Origin of the sequence: Bordetella sp. 15P40C-2, assembly GCF_009763235.1 — a bacterium.
GTDB lineage: Bacteria > Pseudomonadota > Gammaproteobacteria > Burkholderiales > Burkholderiaceae_B > Bordetella_A.
The window spans coordinates 16,681-36,369 of record NZ_WSJA01000022.1 but is presented as its reverse complement, the minus strand read 5'-3'; the positions used below and the strand labels follow the sequence as shown (position 1 = coordinate 36,369).

12 protein-coding genes and 1 other RNA gene are annotated in these 19,689 nt (G+C 62.1%); all 13 read right to left on the bottom strand.

The annotated features are described in order from the left end of the window. Nucleotides 1–198 precede the first annotated feature (198 nt). Complete coding sequence (gene recR, locus GOQ25_RS10540; RefSeq protein WP_160350424.1) at nucleotides 199–807, bottom strand: recombination mediator RecR; 609 nt, start codon at nucleotides 805–807, stop codon at nucleotides 199–201. A 68-nt stretch (nucleotides 808–875) separates the two neighbouring features. After that, on the bottom strand, nucleotides 876–1,202 hold the full coding sequence (locus tag GOQ25_RS10535; RefSeq protein WP_160350423.1) for a YbaB/EbfC family nucleoid-associated protein: 327 nt from the start codon (nucleotides 1,200–1,202) through the stop codon (nucleotides 876–878). A 66-nt stretch (nucleotides 1,203–1,268) separates the two neighbouring features. Next, entirely contained in the window at nucleotides 1,269–3,440 is a 2,172-nt protein-coding gene (locus GOQ25_RS10530; RefSeq protein WP_160350422.1) for a DNA polymerase III subunit gamma/tau, read from the bottom strand. 129 nt (nucleotides 3,441–3,569) lie between these two features. Further along, nucleotides 3,570–3,667: signal recognition particle sRNA small type (gene ffs / locus GOQ25_RS10525), an RNA gene on the bottom strand. Nucleotides 3,668–4,526: 859 nt separating this feature from the next. Beyond that, nucleotides 4,527–8,090 carry an exodeoxyribonuclease V subunit beta gene (locus tag GOQ25_RS10520; protein ID WP_160350421.1) on the bottom strand — a complete coding sequence of 1,188 codons (3,564 nt, stop codon included), beginning with the start codon at nucleotides 8,088–8,090 and terminating at the stop codon, nucleotides 4,527–4,529. Next, a complete protein-coding gene (locus GOQ25_RS10515; protein ID WP_160350420.1) occupies nucleotides 8,090–10,837 on the bottom strand; it encodes a PD-(D/E)XK nuclease family protein in 2,748 nt (915 codons plus the stop codon). Before GOQ25_RS10515 ends, GOQ25_RS10520 begins: the two co-directional genes overlap by 1 nt. A 394-nt stretch (nucleotides 10,838–11,231) precedes the next feature. Then, a complete protein-coding gene (locus GOQ25_RS10510; RefSeq protein ID WP_160350419.1) occupies nucleotides 11,232–12,875 on the bottom strand; it encodes a Na+/H+ antiporter in 1,644 nt (547 codons plus the stop codon). A gap of 11 nt (nucleotides 12,876–12,886) precedes the next feature. Then, a complete protein-coding gene (locus GOQ25_RS10505; RefSeq protein WP_160350418.1) occupies nucleotides 12,887–14,410 on the bottom strand; it encodes a TolC family protein in 1,524 nt (507 codons plus the stop codon). Then, on the bottom strand, nucleotides 14,400–16,331 hold the full coding sequence (locus GOQ25_RS10500; protein WP_160350417.1) for an FUSC family protein: 1,932 nt from the start codon (nucleotides 16,329–16,331) through the stop codon (nucleotides 14,400–14,402). Before GOQ25_RS10500 ends, GOQ25_RS10505 begins: the two co-directional genes overlap by 11 nt. Then, nucleotides 16,318–17,370 carry a multidrug transporter subunit MdtN gene (gene mdtN, locus GOQ25_RS10495; RefSeq protein WP_160350416.1) on the bottom strand — a complete coding sequence of 351 codons (1,053 nt, stop codon included), beginning with the start codon at nucleotides 17,368–17,370 and terminating at the stop codon, nucleotides 16,318–16,320. The genes GOQ25_RS10500 and mdtN overlap by 14 nt, the downstream gene beginning before the upstream one ends. Before the next feature lies 1 nt (nucleotide 17,371). Continuing rightward, nucleotides 17,372–17,665: a YtcA family lipoprotein gene (locus GOQ25_RS10490; RefSeq protein WP_236844548.1), complete on the bottom strand. Its 294-nt coding sequence runs from the start codon at nucleotides 17,663–17,665 to the stop codon at nucleotides 17,372–17,374. Between the two features lie 63 nt (nucleotides 17,666–17,728). Then, nucleotides 17,729–19,126 carry a glutamate decarboxylase gene (locus GOQ25_RS10485; protein WP_160350415.1) on the bottom strand — a complete coding sequence of 466 codons (1,398 nt, stop codon included), beginning with the start codon at nucleotides 19,124–19,126 and terminating at the stop codon, nucleotides 17,729–17,731. 94 nt (nucleotides 19,127–19,220) lie between these two features. Then, the gene (gene hdeA, locus GOQ25_RS10480; protein ID WP_160350414.1) at nucleotides 19,221–19,529 is read right to left on the bottom strand and encodes an acid-activated periplasmic chaperone HdeA; all 309 of its coding nucleotides are present in this window, start codon (nucleotides 19,527–19,529) and stop codon (nucleotides 19,221–19,223) included. Nucleotides 19,530–19,689: the final 160 nt, after the last annotated feature.

Below are 19,689 nucleotides of genomic sequence, written 5' to 3'. Positions count from 1 at the left end.
GAAACAGGCCATGATCCAGTTTGCTATCCTCTATGAGGATCGCTTCGTCCGTCCTTCCATTTGATTTTTAACCCGCCTTAAACACGGAATTTCTGACACCCCCGGCCGAGCCGCTGCGACAGGGCCGCTGCCCCTTTACTCGCCCGCCTCCGGCGCCTAAAGAACGCAACTCAGCAGCCAGCAAAATCCCCACCGAACCTAAGCCGACTTACGCTCCATCAACGCCCAAGCAATCGTCCCCGCATCCACGTACTCAAGCTCACTCCCCGCAGGCACCCCCCGCGCCAGACGCGTGACCTTAAGCCCCTTATCCGCCAAGGTGTCGCCCAAGAAATGCGCCGTCGTCTCACCCTCAGCGGTGAAATTCGTCGCGAGAATCACCTCTTGCACAACCCCATCCGTCGCGCGATTGATCAGGCGTTCGAAATCCAGCTCTTTAGGCCCTATGCCCTCTAGCGGCGCGACCCGCCCCATCAGCACGTAGTACAGCCCGCGATAACCGTGACTGGCTTCGATCATATTTTGATCGGCCGGCGTCTCGACGATGCACAGCAGCGAGGCATCGCGCTTGGGATTCGAACAGGTCGCACAGATGGTGTCTTCCGTGAAGCCATTGCAGCGCGCGCAGTGGCGCAAGTTCTGCACCGCCGCGGAGAGCGCCCGGCTCAGCATGTCGGCGCCCTGCAGATCATGTTGCATCAGATGGTAAGCCATCCGTCGGGCCGAGCGCACGCCTACCCCTGGCAGACGGCGCAGCGACTCGATGAGCGAGACCAGAGGCTCGGGTTCAGGCAGTTCGGAATCCATCGCGATACCGGAGACGACAAAGGTAATGGGCTGACCGTCACACGGCTAGCCCTGGGGCAATGCCCGGATCAGAACGGCAGCTTCATTCCCGGCGGCAAGGGCATGCCGGCGGTGACGCCTGCCATCTTTTCCTGAGCCGTGGACTCGGCCTTGCGCAGCGCGTCGTTGAACGCGGCAGCCACTAAGTCCTCGAGCATGTCTTTATCGTCGGCCAGCAGGCTGGGGTCGATTTGCACGCGCTTGACGTCGTGACGGCAGGTCATGGAGACCTTGACCAAGCCACCGCCGGAGGCGCCTTCGACGATGATCTCCGCCAAGGCCTCTTGCGCCTTTTTCATGTTTTCCTGCATCTGCTGCGCTTGGCGCATCAGACCGGCCAATTGTCCTTTCATCATGGTGGAAACTTCCTCGGAATAAGAGTGAAAATTTAACAGGAAATCGAATTCGTCTTAGCCCGGCGATTAACCAGGCGACATGCCCGGCGGGATCGCCCGTACGGAACTGACCTTGCCGCCAAAGTCGGATTGCAAGGCCATCACAAACGGATCGGCCGCCACGGCTTGCTCCGCAGCGCGCTGGCGCTCGGCGCGTTCAATCTGAGCCACGGCATGTGCCGTGCCGTCGCCGGTAGCGCCGACTTCAACCTCGAGCCGCAGGCTTTGGCCGAAATGCTCGCACAGGACGGTTTGAAGGCGGACACGGCTTTCGCTTTCGGCCAAGGTTTTGACGGCGACGCGTAACACCACGGCATCGCCCTGTACGCCCGCCCATTCGCTTTGACGCGCCAATTCGGCCGCTAAGCCCGTGACTGGCAACTTTGCGGCGAGCGCGGGCCAGTCGGCGGCGGTCATGCTGTGCAGACTGGTGCGTGGCTGACGACTACGCCGTGGCGCCGAAGGCTGTACACGCGAGGCCGGCGCCACAATATCGGAGGGACCCGCGCTGGCCAAGGTTTCAAACTCGTCTTCAGCGTCGGGGGTGTAAGCCGAATCGGGCAGGTATCCGCCCATGGCGTCATCGGGGATATCCTCGTTGACCCAGGACGGCGGGTCGTCGGCACGCGGTTTTGTCTGCGGCGCCACGGTATTTGACCCCTCGGGGGGCGTTGCCGGTGACGGACTTGCGGCCGATTGAGCAGGACGCGCGGTACTGTCGTCCGATGCTGGGGGAGTCGAAACGGTCGATCTCGCTTGCGGTTGCGCTTTCGCCGGCGTCACCGCCAGAGCAGCAGTCTGCGATCCCCTCGACGTTGCAGTCGCCCGAGGGGGTTCTGGCAGATCTTCCCAAGGAGGGATATCCGAGTCGCTCGCAGACGTGGCCGCTTGATCCGGCAATACCGACGTTTCTCCGCCCGTGGACGTCGCGTTATGCTGATCCGTTGCCACCGCAGGCGCCCCGGCTGCATGATCAGACGCAATAGTCTCTGCCGCTTGCCCGGACGCGGGAGGAGGTTCCGTCGCTGTGGTTTGCGCCGCCGCAGCCGCCTGCGGCGTTGCGGAAGACGTAACGGGCGCGGCGGCCGGCGCCTGTAAAGCCGTCTGCGGTCCGGCCTGATTGTTCAGGGCCAGCATCCGCAAGCACGCCATGATGAATCCCGCGTGCTCATCCGGCGCGAGGGACAGTTCGCTGCGGCTATGCACGGCCACGGAGTAGAACAATTGCACAGCATCGGGATGCAATACCCCAGCCAGGCGCACGATATCGCCAGCCACGGGATCGTCCGCGGGCGTCGCTCCGGGGACGCGTTGTTCGATGGCCACGCGGGACAACAGCACCGCCAGATCCGCTAACGCGCCCGAATAGGACAAGCCCCGGGTGGATAACTCATCGGCCACCGCCAAAACGCCCGCCGCTTGGCCCGCAGCCAACGATTCGAGCAAACGCACCAGATGGCGCTGATCGATGGTGCCGAGCATGCCACGAACGGCTTCTTCGGTGAGATTCCCGGCACTGTATGCGATCGCCTGATCGGTCAACGACAGCGCATCGCGCATCGATCCGCTGGCTGCTTGCGCGATCAGTCGTAACGCCGGCAGCTCGTTGGAGATGGCTTCCTCGCGCAGCACCGTCTGCAGATGGCCGACGATCGCGTCAGGCGGCATCTGTTTCAGATTGAACTGCAGGCAGCGCGACAACACCGTGACGGGGATCTTTTGCGGATCGGTGGTCGCGAGTATGAATTTCACATGCGGCGGCGGCTCTTCCAGCGTTTTCAACATGGCGTTGAATGCATGGCCGGTCAACATGTGGACTTCGTCGATCATGTAGACCTTGTACCGGCCTGCCCCGGGCGCGTAGACCGCTTGTTCGAGCAGTTGCGTCATTTCCTCGACACCACGGTTCGAGGCCGCATCCAGCTCGAGATAATCGACGAACCGTCCGGCATCGATTTCCGTACAGGCGCGGCATTTGCCGCAAGGGTGCGAGGTGATGCCCGTTTCGCAATTGAGCGATTTCGCCAGGATACGCGAGAGCGTCGTCTTGCCCACCCCACGCGTACCGGTAAACAGCCAGGCGTGATGCAGCCGCTGCGTGTCGAGCGCGTGAGTCAGCGCCCGCACAACGTGGTCCTGGCCTACCAGGGTATCGAACGAGCGCGGTCGCCACTTGCGGGCCAGTACCAGATAAGTCATGGACGGATTGTAGAGCCAGTTATGCGCGGCGCGCGCGCCGGAAATACAAAGGGGCGCCGCAACCAGGGCGCGAACTGCCTAGCTACGCTAGCAATTCGTTCCGATTACGGCGCCCCTCTGGGGAAACCGGATGACGAGCCTTACTCCGGCACTGATCCTAAACGACTATGGCTGCTTCGTTCCCGACCTGACCAGGTTCACCGCCGAACCATGCGAAGGGGCCCGTCAACCAGCATTCTAGCAGAGCGGGCGAAAGCCCGCTTGCGGGGGTGGCTAGTCGGCCAACCACGCGCCGGGATTGCCGGCTCGGCAGAACTACCGCTGACTTTGCTACCACTTGCACCCACTGTCTGTAATGGAGTCCGCAAGGAGGAACGGTAGTGCGAGCAGCCCTTTGGGTGCATGTGCGTCGCGACAAGGTGGTCGCGCGGCTTTGTCTAGTTCCCGCGCGAGCGGGGATCGTTCGACGCGTGGTTTAGCAGAAAGCTGGGGGCCAGGCGCTGCCCTTTTGCGCGGCTCCTGGGGCATTTCGGAATCTGGCGGCTGCCAAGCGTATTTGGATAGAGGCGCGACGTCGGCCTTGGCGCCTGTACTCATCCCTCGTGATGGCTTCGGGATAGTCTCCAGGCGACGCGAAGCATGTGCAGGCGGTTTACGTGTGTGGACTTCGGTCGCGCGTGTTTCAGACGAATGAAAATCGGATGCAGATGGCTCGGGCGACTGATTTTTGGTTGCCGGCGCACTGTCAGGGCGATTTTCTCGCAACGGCGTGTCGGTCTTTACTACCGGTTGGGCACGATGCGCTACCTGTCCAAGTTTCTGGGGGAGAAGTGCAACGGAAATAAACGCGTCCGACGAAGGTTGGGTCACTGGCTGCTCGAGCAGACTACGCGTCGACTGCCCACAGCATATTAAGCTGGCCACGCCTACATGCAAGGTGCAGGCGAGTAGCGCTGCCACGGCGCGCTCGCCCCAAGCAGTTTTGCTCTCTTTATGTAGCCCCCCGCACTGACCCGCTACGCCCATGCGCCCGTCCAAACACGCAATTGCCCGCGCTCTGGCGGGCGAGCGCCCGACGATAGCGGGTTAATCAGCGGTCAGATCGATCCACAACGCAGCTCTTGGAAAATATAGGACAGCTCTGGCAGGCCGCGCGTCCAAAGCGGTGACTTGAGCGCAGTAACGTAGCAACTGATCCGCATGACGTTGACGCATGCGGGCGGCGAAAACGGCGACGGATTCGTCCGGGCGCGGACGTGCGGTCTTGTAGTCAACGATTAACCAGCCGTCTTCGGTACTGAGGGCCAGGTCGATGACCGAGACGCGGCCAGCCGCGTCGATGAGCGGCCATTCCCGGCGGGCGGCGGATTGGGAGAGTAGCCATCTGCCCCGGTCGTGATCGAGCGTGGCCAAGAGCGTGTCTAACACCGATTGGGCAGCGTCTGGCGCCAGGGCCGCGGGCAGACCTGCTCGCGTCAATTGCTTTTGCATGATGGGCAGATAGGCGCGCAAGGTCTCGGCGGGCCACGCGGCAATGCCGTCTTGGCCGATGCGCGCCAACCATGCGTGGGCGAGCGTGCCTATCGCGGCGTCGTGCGCGTTTTCGAGTTGCCAGGCGGGATGTTCGGCTCCCTGCTCTTGCTGTGAGGGGAGTCGGCCAAAGCTAACGCTTTGACTGCCGCGCAATGGATTTTGCGCCCGCAATCGTGCAATGGCATCGTTCGACACGCGGCGTAATGGCTCTCCGCCACGGCTTGTTGCGGCATTCTGCTCCTCGGCCACTTCGTCCTGCCAACCCGGCGGCGGCGCTTTTTGGTCGGGGGGCAGCCAATCCCACAAGCGTCCCAGCAGGCTCTGTGCAGACGGAGGTTTGGGCTGACCGGTGGCAGGATCCACCACCACATTGCCAACCAAATGCAGACGATGACGTGCGCGGGTGGCGGCGACGTAGAGAAGACGATCCGTTTCATAGGACGCGCGACGCTTTTCACGCAAGCTCAAGTAGCGTGATATCGGGTCGGCCTCTTTGTCGGCGCGCGGTTTGACCGGCCCGAACAGCACGCGTTCGCCGGTCTGCTCGAAGCTCACCAGCGGAGCGCGGTCCGCGCGCGGCGATTTGTGCAGCCCGTACAGGATGACCGTATCGAATTGCAGGCCCTTGGATTTGTGCATGGTCATGATCTCGACCACGCCGGCCTCGCTGTCGCTGCCATCTGGCGCGGCGTAAAGGCGCGCCAAGGCCGTGTCCAGCTTTGCAGGATCGAGCGCGCCATGCGGGGCCAGGCGCTCGATCAAAGCAAACAGGCTTTCCGCGTCGTCCGCGGCGGTGGCGCTGGCGTACAAAGCTGCGCCGCCCAGCTTGCGCCACAAAGATTCAAGCCATGCGGCCAGCGGCATCGCACCACTAAGGTTTGAGGTATCCAGCAGAATGTCCGCGACATGCACGAGACGGGCGTATTCGTCGGCCGGTAAAAGGCGTTGTGCCAAGCATGACCCGCCAGCGGTATCGAATGCCTGTGATGGCGACGGCATGGACGTAGACGCTGTCTCTGCTGCTCCCGACGTGGATGCAGTCGGCACGACCGCCGGCTCCGGCTCGTCGAAGAGCGAAAGACTCTGCCCCACGGCTGGCAGTGGCTTTGACACGGCGACTTCGGCGCGAGACCTCAGCGCGTCGGCCAGCAAGGCGGGAATCGGCGTGGTCAAGTCATGGCCGAATAAGGCGTGCAACGAATTCAATGTCAGTCCGCACCACGGCGCACGCAGCACAGACAGCCAGGCCAGACGATCCGCGGGATGGGCCAGCGCGCGCGCCAGTTGTACGAGGTCGGAGACGACTTGCCGCTGCCCCAATGGCACGAGATCGACCGCGCGGCATGCGATACCCGCCTGGGTCAGACGCTGCACTAACTGGCCCAGATGCCCGCGGGCACGCACCAAAATAGCAACCGGATGGCGGCTGGACGGATCACGGTCTCGCAGCGCTTGCCTCACCAACTTTACGGTCAGGGTTTCTGCCGCTTCATCAGCCGCGCTCGCGCTCACGCTACTGAATGCGCCATGAAAACGCACTGCATCGCCCGCCAAGGCTTCGTTGAACGCGGCCGAGGCGGTATAGGCAATGGCACCAGCCGCGGCATCGTTGCGTTTAGGCAGCAGGTCGCGGAATGTCGCATTCACCCATTCGACGACGCCAGCCTGCGAGCGGAAGTTATCCGTCAGCTGCAGGAATTCCGGTTCTATCTCGCCAATCCCGTACTGCGCGGCCTGCAAAAAGAGTCCAACCTCGGCCTTGCGGAAACGATAGATCGACTGCATGGGATCGCCCACCAGAAACAGCGTCCTGCCGTCGCCGGGCAGCCAGCCCGCGGTGAGGGTAGCCAGCAAATGGATCTGCGTCAGACTGGTGTCCTGGAATTCGTCGACCAGCAGATGGCGTATCGAGGCATCGAGCTTGAGCAGCAGTTCGCCGGGGTCGTCAGCGGAGCCCAAAGCCCGCGAAGCGCGTTGGGCGATTTCGATGAAATCCACTTCCCGCGTTTCCGCGAAACGCAGGTGCAGTTGCGCTACCGCGAGCTTGAGCGTCATCAACTGTGCGCTCAATACTTCCCATTGCGCGTCGCTGAACTCGGCGGGTGGCACCGAGTCGATTGCGTCCAGCATCCAGATCCACGAGGCTGCCGGATCGGCAGCGTCCAGCCACTGAGTGAAGGGTTCCTTATGGCCACATTTCGGCGGGAAACCGAGTTTTTTATTCACCCCGCGCGAGCTGCGCAAGCCCCCGCTAGAGGTCAACAAGAGGTGACGTACCGCCTTCCATTGGTCGAGGCATTCAGCGGTGGGTTCCAACGGATCGCACCAATCACGCAAGGCCGACAGCGCGTGGCTCGGATGCTCTTCATCCAAGGTCGCGGCGGCCATGCGCGCGCAGCCGCACAAGGCATCGTGCCAGCCTAGCGGCATGGCGCGCGCCAAGGCTTGCAGGTCCTCGCCGATGGCTTCGGCCAGCGCGTCTTCCAGCGCCATGCGGTCGCTGCCGTGTGCAAGCAAAGGGAGCCATTGATCACGTTGACCCAGCATCGCGGCAAGGGCTTCAACGGCGGCCTGGGTGTCGACATCCAAGTGAGCCAACAAAGTCCGCACGGCATCGAACTCGTCGACCAACGCGACCGTGGCTCGGGCGGCGGCTTCGTAGTGGGCCTGAGCGTCGTCGGCGATGGAGGGCATGCCGCCCAACTCCGACAACCAGGGCATCCCTCGAACCAGACCCGCGCAAAACGAGTCGATCGTACGAATCGACAGCCGGGCTGGGTGCTGCAGCAATTTCCAACCTAATTCGGCATCGCGGGCCAGCGCGGCACGCGCGAGTTGCCAGCTGCGCTGACCATGCTCGGTCTCGGGCATGGGACCAGTGCCATCACGCAGTTTGCTCAAGACGCGCGCATGCATCTCCGACGCGGCCTTGCGTGTGAAGGTGATGGCGACGATCTCCTCGGGCCGATTGACCGTAGCTAACAGCGCGAGAATGCGATCAGTTAAAAGTTCGGTCTTGCCCGAACCCGCCGGGGCCTGCACGAGATACGAGGCCGCGGGATTCAGCGCGCGGGCGCGGGCGAGGTGATCGGAAGGCTGGCGAACGGAACCACTCATTATTCGTCCCCCTCGTCTTCCAAATGAAGCCGCAGAAAAGGCATGGCGTCACAATATTTCAAATCATCGGGGCGATAAACCACATTGGCGGCGTACCCGGTCGCATACTCGTCAGCCAGGCTTTCTACCGCTGATCGCCACCGTTGCAAAACGTCGCCCCAGCTCTGACCTTCGAACGCTTTGCTTTCGCCGACAGTCTTTACGCCCGCGACGCCCAGGTCGGCATCCGCTAATCCACACGCCGCGACTTGTCGGGCATGCACCTGTGCCAGCACTAAAGCCGCCACGTCGGCATCCGGAGTGTCGCCAGACAACACGGACGCGTAAAACGGAAGCTGCAAATTCACGGGCCGCACGCGTGCCCAGTCGGACTCCGGATTGCCCGGCGACATGCCGGTTTTATAGTCAACGATCACAGTGCGCCCGTCGGGCAGTCGGTCCATGCGGTCCAGACGGACCTCCAGCGCCAGCGGGCCGCGTGACCAGTGATGCGTGTGTTCCACCTGATCGACGACAAAGGGCGTGCGTTGCGCTTCAAGTTCGAACCACTCAGCCAGCACCGCGCGGCCTCGAGCGCACTCGAGCTCGCGCAAACCCGACGGGTAGCTCTGTAACTCGACGCGCGCTGCCTCTTCCACTGCCTGATGAATCAACTCCGCGAGCCGGCCACGGGCCATGGCCTCATGCAGCTCTTCCTGGCTGGTGAACATGCGCCACACCAGTTCGAGCGCGCGGTGCAAAAACTGCCCGCGCACGCTTTGGTTGGCAAAATCCGCGTAATCGTTCAGCGCGCGTGCGCCCAGGCGATGGCGTACGAATGCCCATAATGGATTACGCGCCTGGGTGTCCAGCACATCCAAACCACCCTTGGCGCCCGCGGCGCGACGCGCGCCCTCGTGCATCGCCGGTGGCGGCAACGCAGGCCCATGGTGATCGTCAAGAAGTTGCTGAGGCAACGAAATACTCGCCTCACGCGCTGGCAATTGCCAGTCGGTCAAGGGGACTTGCGCAATCAGCGGCGATGGCCGCAGTTCGCGTTCGCCATCCATCAGGGCGTGGCTGACGATGAGCTCTGGCGCGCAGCAGCAGAGCGCGGAATAAAGCGTTTCGGCCCACTGGCGCTCGCGTTCCGGCGTGGCGCGCGGCGCGCCGGCCTGACGCAGGATGCCTAATGGCAGCAAGGGATTCGGCTGAGGTGTCGCGGGCAGGACATCATCGGTCAGGCCCAATATCCATACGCCGTCCCAATGACCGCCTTCGGCTTCGAGCAGACCCAGCACATCGAGACGCGCCGCGGGATCGCGCTGCGGTTGGAAGGATGAGGCCTCGGCAGCGCGTTGCAGCAACTGCACTGCCGCGCGTCCGTTCAGACGCCCCGCGACAGGCGCTAATGCGGCGAAACGGCCAAACAGCTCGCCCAACGCACCCACGACCTGATAGCCCACGCTATCGAGCGTGCGTTCGCCGGGATAGCCCAGGGCCAACAAAGCCGAGCGCATGACCGGCATCCATGCGTCGCACGTGGCGCGCGCTCCGGCCTGACGCCAGATCTCCATGGCCCGCGGCCAGGCGGCCGACATTGCCGTGCCCGAATTTGGGCTCGCGTTGGGCGTCGTTGCAGTGCCCTTCGCCTCGGATATGGTGCCCATCTCGCGGGCCAGATCCCGTTGCCAATGTGCCGCGTCAATCCGCGCCACACCAAGCCGGCGCCAACGCGCATCGATAGCCGCCAGCCTCGCCGCGTCGCTGACGTCGCCCGCGCAATGCCCCGCCAGCAGCGCCGCACCTAACACAGCGGCATCCGCCGCGCCCTCATGGTCTACATCGGCCAGCGCCTGCAGCCACGCCAGCGCGGCGCGCACGGCAGGCCATTCGGTCAGCGGACGGCCCACCGCCACGTTAAAGGGATGAGCGCCGGCGGCCAGGGCTTGCCCCACGACACGGCGGGCGAACGGCGCCTCGGCTTGCAGTTGCGCGGAAACGATGGCGTAGCGGCCATGCGGATCGGCCTGCAATTTTTGTGCGGCCCAAGCGGCAGCGGCGCGCCATTCGCTGCCGTTGTCTTCGGCGCAATAACGCGTGGGGGACGTGGCCTCGGCAACGTTCTCCTGCAGCCACGCGATATCGGCGCCTGCTTCCTGGAACGCATCCAACATCGCGGCAAAACGCGGCGACACATCGGTGAAACCCGCCAGGATCAGGTATTGCGGTGCTGGCACCTGCTGCTGTTGCAACGCCTGCAAGACCCGGGAATACCCCAGATTCGCGTCTTCGGCATCCAGGGCCAGCAAGGTCTGACGGTAACGCGCGCGCCAGCGAGCGAATCCACGATATTCGTCGGTTTCCGCGCCCGCGGGCACCTCGATCGCCCACTCATCGGACAAGGCGTCCGCGTCCATCGCGAGACACGCGGCCTGCGCGACATCGAGCAGCACGCGCTCACCCTCCTCTGCGCGAATGGCATCGACCCATACCATCTGCGTCGCGAACGCGTCGAGTCGATGGGCTGGCAAATGGGTATCGGCAATAAACGCGAGGTCGTCAGCCGCCTGCACCAACCATGCCGCCAGCGGCAGCACGCGCGGCAATTCACTGACCTGCCGTTCGCGCCGCAACTGCGCGGCCAAGTCGAGCGTCAAGCGGCGCGCCAGGCGGTTGTTCACCGTCAGCACCAGCGTCTGCGCGGGCGGCAGGCGACCCGCCTCTTCGAGGGTAATAAAGGATCGAAATTGCGAGGGGTAATTCATGCGAGTGAAGGCAAGCAGCCGGTGCCGGCGTCGGCAACAGACTCGCTAGGATAACCCCAACTGGCGCGGTACTCGGGGCTACGCGGACAAAACTATCGCATCTGCGACCGGTTCAGTCGCTTGGCCTGTTCCTCGGCGTAGGCCTCCTCGCCCGGCTCATATGCCCCCTCGTACATGCAGGCGTCGCGATTCCAGGTGCATTCGCTGAACAACCGACTGGTGCTTTTGCCCCCACACCCCGCCATCAACGCAACCAGACACAAAGCAATACTGCTACGGCAAACCACGTGAATCGACATACACCCAACATCAAAACGGATTGAGACAGGGACTGTTATAGCAGGTTAGCCACGGGATGCCTTTACCTGCGCGAAAGTTCCCGGCCAGGTCGTTATCAGTCCTCCGCTCGCAGATGCGCTTCCTGCATATCCAGCAGTTTCACCTGCTCGCGCGCAAAGGTATCGGAGATCCGATGCCGCAACGCGAGGCGATAAATCGCGCGTCGCGAGGCCGCGATGGCTTCCAACCGCATTTGACGCTCTACGCTATGCTGATGCGCGCGTTGCTCGTCCCTGGGCTCGCTCAAATGGATGTCGGCACGGTCACGCAACGCTTCCGACAGCCGCTCGGCTGCGCTGAGATAGAGCTCGGCATTATCGGGATGGTCCGACGTCAGCCGTTCTCGTGTTTTCACAACGGACTCCAAGGCCGCATCGAGCATAGCTTGCCGGGCCAGCGTCTGATCCACATGCGTCCCGTCATCCGCGGAGGCTCCTACGCCGCCCAAGAGCTTGGGCAAACTGAAGTTCGCCATCAGTAGCGAGATCAGCAAAACGAACGTGGCCAGACAAATAGCCAGCTCCCGCGAGGGAAACGCAGAGCCGTCCGGCAAGGCTAAAGGCAGCGTCATGACGCCGGCCAGCGTCACGGCGCCTCGCACCCCCGCCATGGCCATCGCCAGGATCATCCGTGGACTGACCTTGAGCGGCACGAGACCTCGCCGCCGTGCCACCGCCTCCGAGATTTTTATGGACAGCGCTACCCATATCAGCCTGACCAGCATCAGGCCAAGCCAGATCGCCGCGGCATAAACGGGCAGCCAGAACAGATGGTCCTGCCCGCTTTCCTGCGCGGCATCGTCCAACCTGTCCAGAATGATGGGCAATTGCTCACCCAACAGCACAAACATCACGCCGTTAAGCGTCAGCTGTACCGTGGTCCACACCGTCTGACGCTCAATACGTGCCTGCGCTGACAGGCCGCCCGCCATTTCGAGATAACTCATCGTGATGCCGGCAGCGACAGCCGCGAGAATGCCCGAGGCCCGTGCATGCTCGGCGATGAAATAGACGATAAATGGAATGATGAGGCTTAGCAGCATATCGCTGCCGGGTTCCACGCCGAAGCGGCGGCGGAACTTGCCCTTGAGCACCAACAGAATCGCCGTCGCACCCACCCCGATGGCGATACCGGCCAGCGCCATCCAGAAAAACGACACCGTCGCCTGCCATAGCGAAAACGCACCCGTGACAGCAGCCGCCACGGCGAAACGAAACGCGACCAGCCCGCTGGCATCGTTGAATAAGGACTCTCCCTCCAGTATGGCCATCATGCGATGCGGAATGTGCACGCGCTTGCTGATGGCCGCGACCGCGACGGGATCCGTGGGCGACACAATGGCCGCGATGGCGAAAGCGACCGCGAGCGGTACGGAAGGGATCATCCAATGAATCAGGTAGCCCACGCCCACCACAGTTAGGAAGACCAAGCCAATGGATAACTGAAGAATCAGTGACGACTCTCCTAGCACCGAGCGTTTGGAAACCCGCCACCCATCAAGAAACAACAGCGGAGGCAAAAAGAGCAGAAAGAAAATTTCCGGCTCCATCAGCACGCCGCGTTGAAACACTGCGGCGATGATGAAGCCAAGCGCGATCTGCACGAATGGCGCGGGCACCGGGATCGGTAAGACACGCACAATCATTCCGCTAAGCATGACTGCGACAAGCATCGCCATCACAACGGCAAAGGTTTCCATATTCTTTCCAACTAGTTTCGCGGCACGCCCTTACGCCGCTGCGTGTTCTGCTGGGGAAATGCTTGATCGATCTTGCCTAATGCAAGGGCGAGCGCCGCGGCCGCTGACAGCGCCGCGGCATGCGCGTCCGTCTGCGCGCTGCGAGCGGCCAACAGTCCATTCGCCGCCTCGGTCGCGACGGTGACGGTGCCCAAACCCTGCTTATAACTGTCGAACGCCGCGTCATAGGTAATGCGCGCCGTCTCCACCAGCGTGGTTGCCGCCTCATAAGACGCCAAGGCGTTTTCCAGCAGGTTGTTGGCCACGACAATCTCACTGATCGCCGCCGCGCGGAGCTTATCCAACGTGGCTCGCGCGGCGTTTACGCGTTCGCGGGCATCATGCAGGCGCGCGGAGCGCAGGCCGCCGTCATAAATTGGCATGGACATGCCCAGGAAGATCGCTCGCGCCGACCCGTTGTTCGCCAGACCCGCGATGGGCCCCAGGGCGACTTCTTCGTTACCGCCCACCGCGAAGCCGGCGAGAAAGACCTTGGGCGCGAAGGCCGCCCGCGCGGCATCCACACCACTTTCAGCGGCTTTCAAGGAAGCAACGCTGGCCAATACATCGGGCCGATCAGCCAGCGCACGTTGTAACACCGCGCCGGCAGGCAACTCGCTGGCACTGGGCAAAGGCGCTGTGGTGCTATCGGCGACTTGCAACACGGTGCCGTAAGGCAGCCCAAGTTTGTCGAGCAAGACCTGGTAGGCATTGCGTTGTGCGCCTTCGGCGGTGACGCGCTGCAGCTGCGATTGCGCAACCTGTTGACGAGCCTGCGCGACCTCCACCGTGGTGGCCAGCCCGCTTATCCTGCGCGCCTCGGCGGCTGCCAGTACCGCCTCGCTATTGCGCAGCGCCTGCACGGCGATCCGACTGCGTTGTCGTGCCGCGCCGAAGGCGTAGTAGGCGTTGGCCACCTCATAAGCCAGCTGCTGATGCACGGCGTTAAACGAGAAATTAGCGGCGATCGACAGATTGCGTGCCGCTTCGTGCGTGGCGTCGCGTTGGCCAAAATCGAACAATAACCACTCCAAGCCGATACCGGCCGCCACGCCGTTGGCCGATGATCGCACCGTTAAACGCTCGTCCAGCACCTCGGGCAAACGCCATCGCGTGGACACATAGCCGCCCATCACATTGGCCGACAGCATGGGCAGATAGGCGGCCTCTGTCAGCCCTATCCCCGAAGCAGCCTGACGCGCCTGACTCCAGGCGACCCGGGTCAGCGGGTTGTTGAACTGCGCGATATCGATCAATGCGGGCAAGTCATAGGCCTGATCTTGCTTGGGTTGCTGGGCACCGCCATTGAACTGGGGAGATGACGCCGAGGCACCGTCTACGGCGAGCGCGCGCCATTGCGCCGAAACAGAGGGTGGCGTCCAGGGACGATGGGCAGACGCGGGTGCGTACTCGGAATCCGTCGCGCAAGCCGCCAGCGTTATGGCCAGCACCGATGCTGCCACCAGTCGGACATGGCGGATGATGTCAGCGCTCATGAATCAGCTTCTCCAGGTGACGAATGTCATCCTCTAACAGGTTAGCCGCGCGAGCAACGGGCTTGCGCGAGGCCGCAGTCGTCTGGCTACGACTCGATTCGTCGACTTCGATGGGCGCCGCAGACTTCTGATTGGTGGCAGCCACGTTTTCCAGGCGCGGCGCGACTCCGCTGGCGTCACCCGAAGCAGACGCCAACCTTGTCGTCAGCCGCCGCAGAGCCGTCATCACCCGTACGGCCCGCCATAGCTTCGCTTGCGTTGCACGTCGCACCGACATCTCGAAGTACGCCAGACCCAGGACTCGCCTGCAGTCGGCCAGATGGCTCGCGACACGCGAAACATAGGCCAGACGCACATCGCGCGAACGGTTACCTTCTGCTTGTTTGGTATTGCGTGCCAGCGCCGCGAGGTTGGCGATCGCATCGTGAATACTTTCCCACGCGCGCCGGACCGCGCTGACAGGCCATAAGCGCGTGAACACCAAATAAAGCACGCAGTTGCCCAGCAACACACCGACGATCCGGTCGCGTGCCGTGTCCATATCGAAAGTGGGCCCGAATCCCTGCAGCACGGTCAAAAGAAACGCCAGTGCAACTTGCACGCCAGCATAAGACGCACGCTCATTGCCCACCCACACCCAGGCCGCGCCGAACGTGCCGAGAAATACCAACAGCATGATGGCTCCCACAGAGGTGATGTGCGGCATCACGAAGAGTATCGAGGCAATGCCGAGCGCCGCACCGATGAGACAACCCGTTATTCGCAAAACCAGCTTATGCGCGGTCTCAGCGACGGAGCCCAGCGCAGCGACATAGCAAGTGATCAATGCCGTGTGTATACCCTGCCACTGCACAGCTGTATAGATCAAATAGCAGATGACCGCCGCCGCGGTGGTTTTGACGGCATAGCGTACATGCTCGCGGTTCGTGAAGGCGTCGGCGCGCAGGAACGGTTCGGCGGGCGCGTCACTGGGATAATCGTCAGGCGTGCCTGCAAGATCATGAAGCGCGCGCCACATAGTTTGTTCGGCTCCGCCGATGCCTGGAGGCAAGCTCTCGCTGATTTCCACGGCCTCGCCTCTCCCCAACGATTCACCTGCCTGACGCAACACTGCGGCCAGGGCATCGCGGCTCGGCTGCGGCGTGCTCGTCGGTAGGGCCAACACCGCCAGCGCGATCCGGTAACTTTCAACCAAGGCACGGGCCAGGCGTCTGCGTTCAGCGCTGCGTCCCAGCGCCAGCATCTTGGTCATCTTGAGACGTTTGAGCGCTTCCTCCTGGCCTTCCCACACCGCTTCGGCAACGCGTGCCCGCGCGGACGGATCAGGGTGCTGCGCGAGATCGGCGCAGGCAAGCAGGCGATCTTGCACGCATTGGCGCAACAAGCTGATGGGCTTGAGACCCATCGTCATGTTCACGATCAAAACGCAGGCCATGGGCATGGTCGCCATCAGGCCTGCATAGAGAATCCCTCGCGTAGCGAGCTCGCCCGTCGGCGCAATGCTCAACAGGGTCAATACAAACGCAATGACCAGCGCGATGATGCCGCCAAGCTCACCAAGCAGACTCGCGGACCCTAAATACAGCAAGATTAACGATGCAATCACGAGAGCCACAATGCGCATCGACGGCACATCGATGGTCCATCGCGTCAGCAGCACAAGAATGACCAGCATCATGCCCACCAGCACCGTCAACGCGACGGCCAGGATCGAGCTTTCCGCGGCGTCGGCCTTCATGACGAAGAACACCAGGTAGCAGCTCAGTGCGGCCTCTGGAATCTGATAGACAGCCGCCACCATCGTGGTCAGCGCACACACCAGCGCGATGCGCCAAGTTTGCGCCAGCCTGCCGGGGAATGGATCCGTCAGGTCATGCCACAACAGCCGCATGAACTGGCGCCGCGCCTCAGCACTTTTCATCGGTTTGAACAATAACGGTCGCGGATGCACCGATGCGCATCAGGTCGGCAGGCGGCGCGTCCAACAGCACGCGCACCGGGAACCTTTGCCCCACACGCACCCAGTTCAAGGTCTTGGGCACATACGGCAAGTTGCTCGGAATGGGTATTTCGTCGCCGGGCAACACGCCCCAGCCGATCGAGTCCACGCGACCGCGCAGAATCCGTGACCGATCCTCGGCCACATAGACCTGCACGCACATGCCCGGCCGGACCGCGGATAACTCGGTTTCGAGAAAGCCCGCGCTCGCATACCAATGCGTGGTGTCTATCAGCGTGAATGCCGACTGTGCCGGCAAGATATAGTCGCCGACAGCGACCGACAAGCCCACGACACGGCCATCATTGGGCGCGCGCACTTCGGTTTCGCGCAATTGACGCTCGGCGATGGCCAGTTGCGCACGGGCCTCGGCCACCAGCGCCATGGCGCCCTCTTCCGTGCCAACCAGCACCTTGGCCGCTTCGTGTTGAGCGAGGGCTTCCTCAAGGCTGGTTTCGGCATTTCGCTTCAACGTGCGGGCATCGTCGACCTGCTGCGCGGTGACATAGCCTTTGGGTAGCAAGCTTTGCAAGCGCGCCAAGGTTTGCGTCGCCTGAGCCAAATTCACGCGAGCGCGTTGAACTTGTTGTGCGGCGATTTCCACATTCGAGCCTTCGGCGGAGATCCCACGACGTCGCGTGGCCAGTGTCGCCTCGGCCGCTTGCAAGGCCGCGCGGGCCTGCTCGACCTGCAGACGGTAGACCTCGGGATCCAACGTGAATAACAAGTCGCCTTTAGCCACCGCGCTGTTTTCCTGCACCGCCACGAGATTCACGCGTCCAGGCACAGCGGCCGAAATACGGGCAACGCGCGCGGTAAGCACCGCGTCTTCCGACAACGGCGAGGCCTTGATTCGGGCGTAGTACAACCATCCCAATGCAACGGCCGCGACAACCACGATCAACATCACCGCGATGGCGACGCGTCGCCGGGAAACCTGATGGTCAGTAGCCTTTGGCATATCAGCGCGCGAACAACAACAAGGAGAGTAAGAACATCACGATGGCCGCGATCGCCAGATAAGTCACGAACGGCAGTGGCAGAAATTCATCCACGCCCAGCCGCACCAAAACCACCCGAGCGATCAATGCGGCCACGCAACCCAAAGCCGCGCAAATCAGCCACGAAGGGAAATACGATTCGAAGATCACCACATACGGTGGCAATGCAGCCGAGCATCCGGCTAGCAACAGCATCGCCGCGAACGCCGTTCCCATTCGCACCGCCTGGCGATGACGATGGTTTATCCACCGCATAACACTCCCCAAAACTGCCTCCACGGCATCGTTGCGACGCCGAAAAAGCAAAACCGCTCATCTTTAATGCATGAATCCGCCAGACTCATCCTGCGCGCCCTGTACGGCCACCGGATGCGACGCGAAATAATCCAGGCAGCGTCGGAAATCGTCGAGCAGCAAGGACGCCAAATCCCGCGACACGCCATGACGCACCAGGATGCGTTGAATCACAAGGTCTTCGCGATTAGCCGGCATGGAATACGCTGGCACCTGCCAGCCACGCGAGCGTAGCCGGTCGGCCAGGTCATAAAGATTGAAGCCGGGATTGACGCCGTCCTTGAGCTTCCAGCACAGGCCGGGGATGCCCTGTTCGCGATCCCCATCGTATAGAACCTCAAATGGCCCAAGCCGGGCGATCTCGGTCGCCAGATAGCGCGCCGTGTCATAGCAGGCGTTCTGAATACGGGAATAACCGTCGCGCCCTAAGCGCAGAAAGTTATAGTACTGAGCCACGATCTGACCTCCTGGGCGCGAAAAATTCAGCGCAAAGGTGGGCATGTTGCCGCCCAGGTAGTTCACGTTAAAGATCAGCTCTTCGGGCAGGTGCGCCGCATCGCGCCAGATCACCCAGCCCACGCCCAGCGGTGCGAGACCGAATTTGTGGCCCGACGTATTAATCGACACCACGCGCGGCAGGCGAAAATCCCATTGCAGATCCGGCGCGCAAAATGGCGCGAGAAACCCGCCGCTGGCGCCATCGACGTGGATCGGGATATCCAGACCCGTTTCTTTCTGTAGCTGATCCAAGGCATCGCTGACGGCCTTGACCGGCTCATACTCGCACGTGAACGTCACCCCGAGCGTGGGCACCACGCCGATGGTGTTCTCGTCGACGCGTTTTATGACTTCTTCGGGCGACATAATCAGCCGGCCCGCTTCCATCGGTATCTCGCGCAATTCCACGTCGAAATAGCGCGCGAATTTATGCCAGCAAATTTGTACCGGCCCGCAAATCAGATTCGGTTTATCGGTCGGCAGACCAGCGGCTTTACGCTTTTTGCGCCAAGCCCATTTCAAAGCCAGGCCACCCAACATGGCCGCTTCGGAAGACCCGGTGGTCGAGCAACCCAGCGTGTTGGCCGCCTCCGGGGAATTCCACAGATCCGCGAGCATGTGCACGCAGCGCGCTTCGATTTCCGCCGTCTGCGGGTATTCGTCCTTGTCGATCATATTCTTATCGATCGACTCGTCCATCAGTTTGTGGACCTCTTCGTCCACCCAGGTCTGGCAGAACGTGGCCAGATTCTGGCGCGAATTTCCGTCCAGCATCAGCTCATCATGCACAACCTGATACGCATGCCGCGGTGCCTGCTCCTTTGCGGGGAACTTATATTTCGGCACGGCCACCGTCAGATCGGTGGAGGCATAGATATCGTCCAGCTCGTCAGCGCGAATGCTGTCTTTGGCGTGCAGAGGCATAGGATGAGTTCAAAAATCCGGTCCAGATAGAAAATCGACGGCAAAACACACAGGTTTTGCCGTCGGCAGCGGTTAACGCAGCTTGGTGACCAAATTACTTCTTGGTCACGACGCCCGAGCCAACCAGCGCATCACGCAGAGCAACCTTGGGGTTCTCTTTGCAGTAGGTCAGCAGTTGCGGCTGGACCTTGGCGATGCCTTCGACATCGACCACGGCTTTCTGAACGTCACCGTTGTGGTTCACAGCGGCGGCAAAACCCAATGCGGTGGGACGAACCGATTCGTCAAGGGTCAGATAATCGCTGCACAGCCACAGGGGCACGGGCTGCTTGGTATCTGCGTGAGTGGTGGCCGAGAACGCGGCCAGGCCAGCTACGGCAACGGCAAAAATAACTTTCTTCATACAAACACCTCCGCTACTGATTAAACCCCTGGAGTTGACAAGCGACACGGCAGGGGTAACCGTATCAATTCATTAATCAGTCAAGAACCGGCACACGCTAAATCAGCTATAAATCAATTGGCGTCCGCCAATCGCAAGATACGGCTTAATCGGCCGGGTT

Bases quoted from the DNA above. Each gene is read 5' to 3' on its own strand.
- recR (WP_160350424.1), bottom strand. From the start codon at position 807: ATGGATTCCGAACTGCCTGAACCCGAGCCTCTGGTCTCGCTCATCGAG.
- GOQ25_RS10535 (WP_160350423.1), bottom strand. From the start codon at position 1,202: ATGATGAAAGGACAATTGGCCGGTCTGATGCGCCAAGCGCAGCAGATG.
- GOQ25_RS10530 (WP_160350422.1), bottom strand. From the start codon at position 3,440: ATGACTTATCTGGTACTGGCCCGCAAGTGGCGACCGCGCTCGTTCGAT.
- GOQ25_RS10520 (WP_160350421.1), bottom strand. From the start codon at position 8,090: ATGAGTGGTTCCGTTCGCCAGCCTTCCGATCACCTCGCCCGCGCCCGC.
- GOQ25_RS10515 (WP_160350420.1), bottom strand. From the start codon at position 10,837: ATGAATTACCCCTCGCAATTTCGATCCTTTATTACCCTCGAAGAGGCG.
- GOQ25_RS10510 (WP_160350419.1), bottom strand. From the start codon at position 12,875: ATGGAAACCTTTGCCGTTGTGATGGCGATGCTTGTCGCAGTCATGCTT.
- GOQ25_RS10505 (WP_160350418.1), bottom strand. From the start codon at position 14,410: ATGAGCGCTGACATCATCCGCCATGTCCGACTGGTGGCAGCATCGGTG.
- GOQ25_RS10500 (WP_160350417.1), bottom strand. From the start codon at position 16,331: ATGAAAAGTGCTGAGGCGCGGCGCCAGTTCATGCGGCTGTTGTGGCAT.
- mdtN (WP_160350416.1), bottom strand. From the start codon at position 17,370: ATGCCAAAGGCTACTGACCATCAGGTTTCCCGGCGACGCGTCGCCATC.
- GOQ25_RS10490 (WP_236844548.1), bottom strand. From the start codon at position 17,665: ATGCGGTGGATAAACCATCGTCATCGCCAGGCGGTGCGAATGGGAACG.
- GOQ25_RS10485 (WP_160350415.1), bottom strand. From the start codon at position 19,126: ATGCCTCTGCACGCCAAAGACAGCATTCGCGCTGACGAGCTGGACGAT.
- hdeA (WP_160350414.1), bottom strand. From the start codon at position 19,529: ATGAAGAAAGTTATTTTTGCCGTTGCCGTAGCTGGCCTGGCCGCGTTC.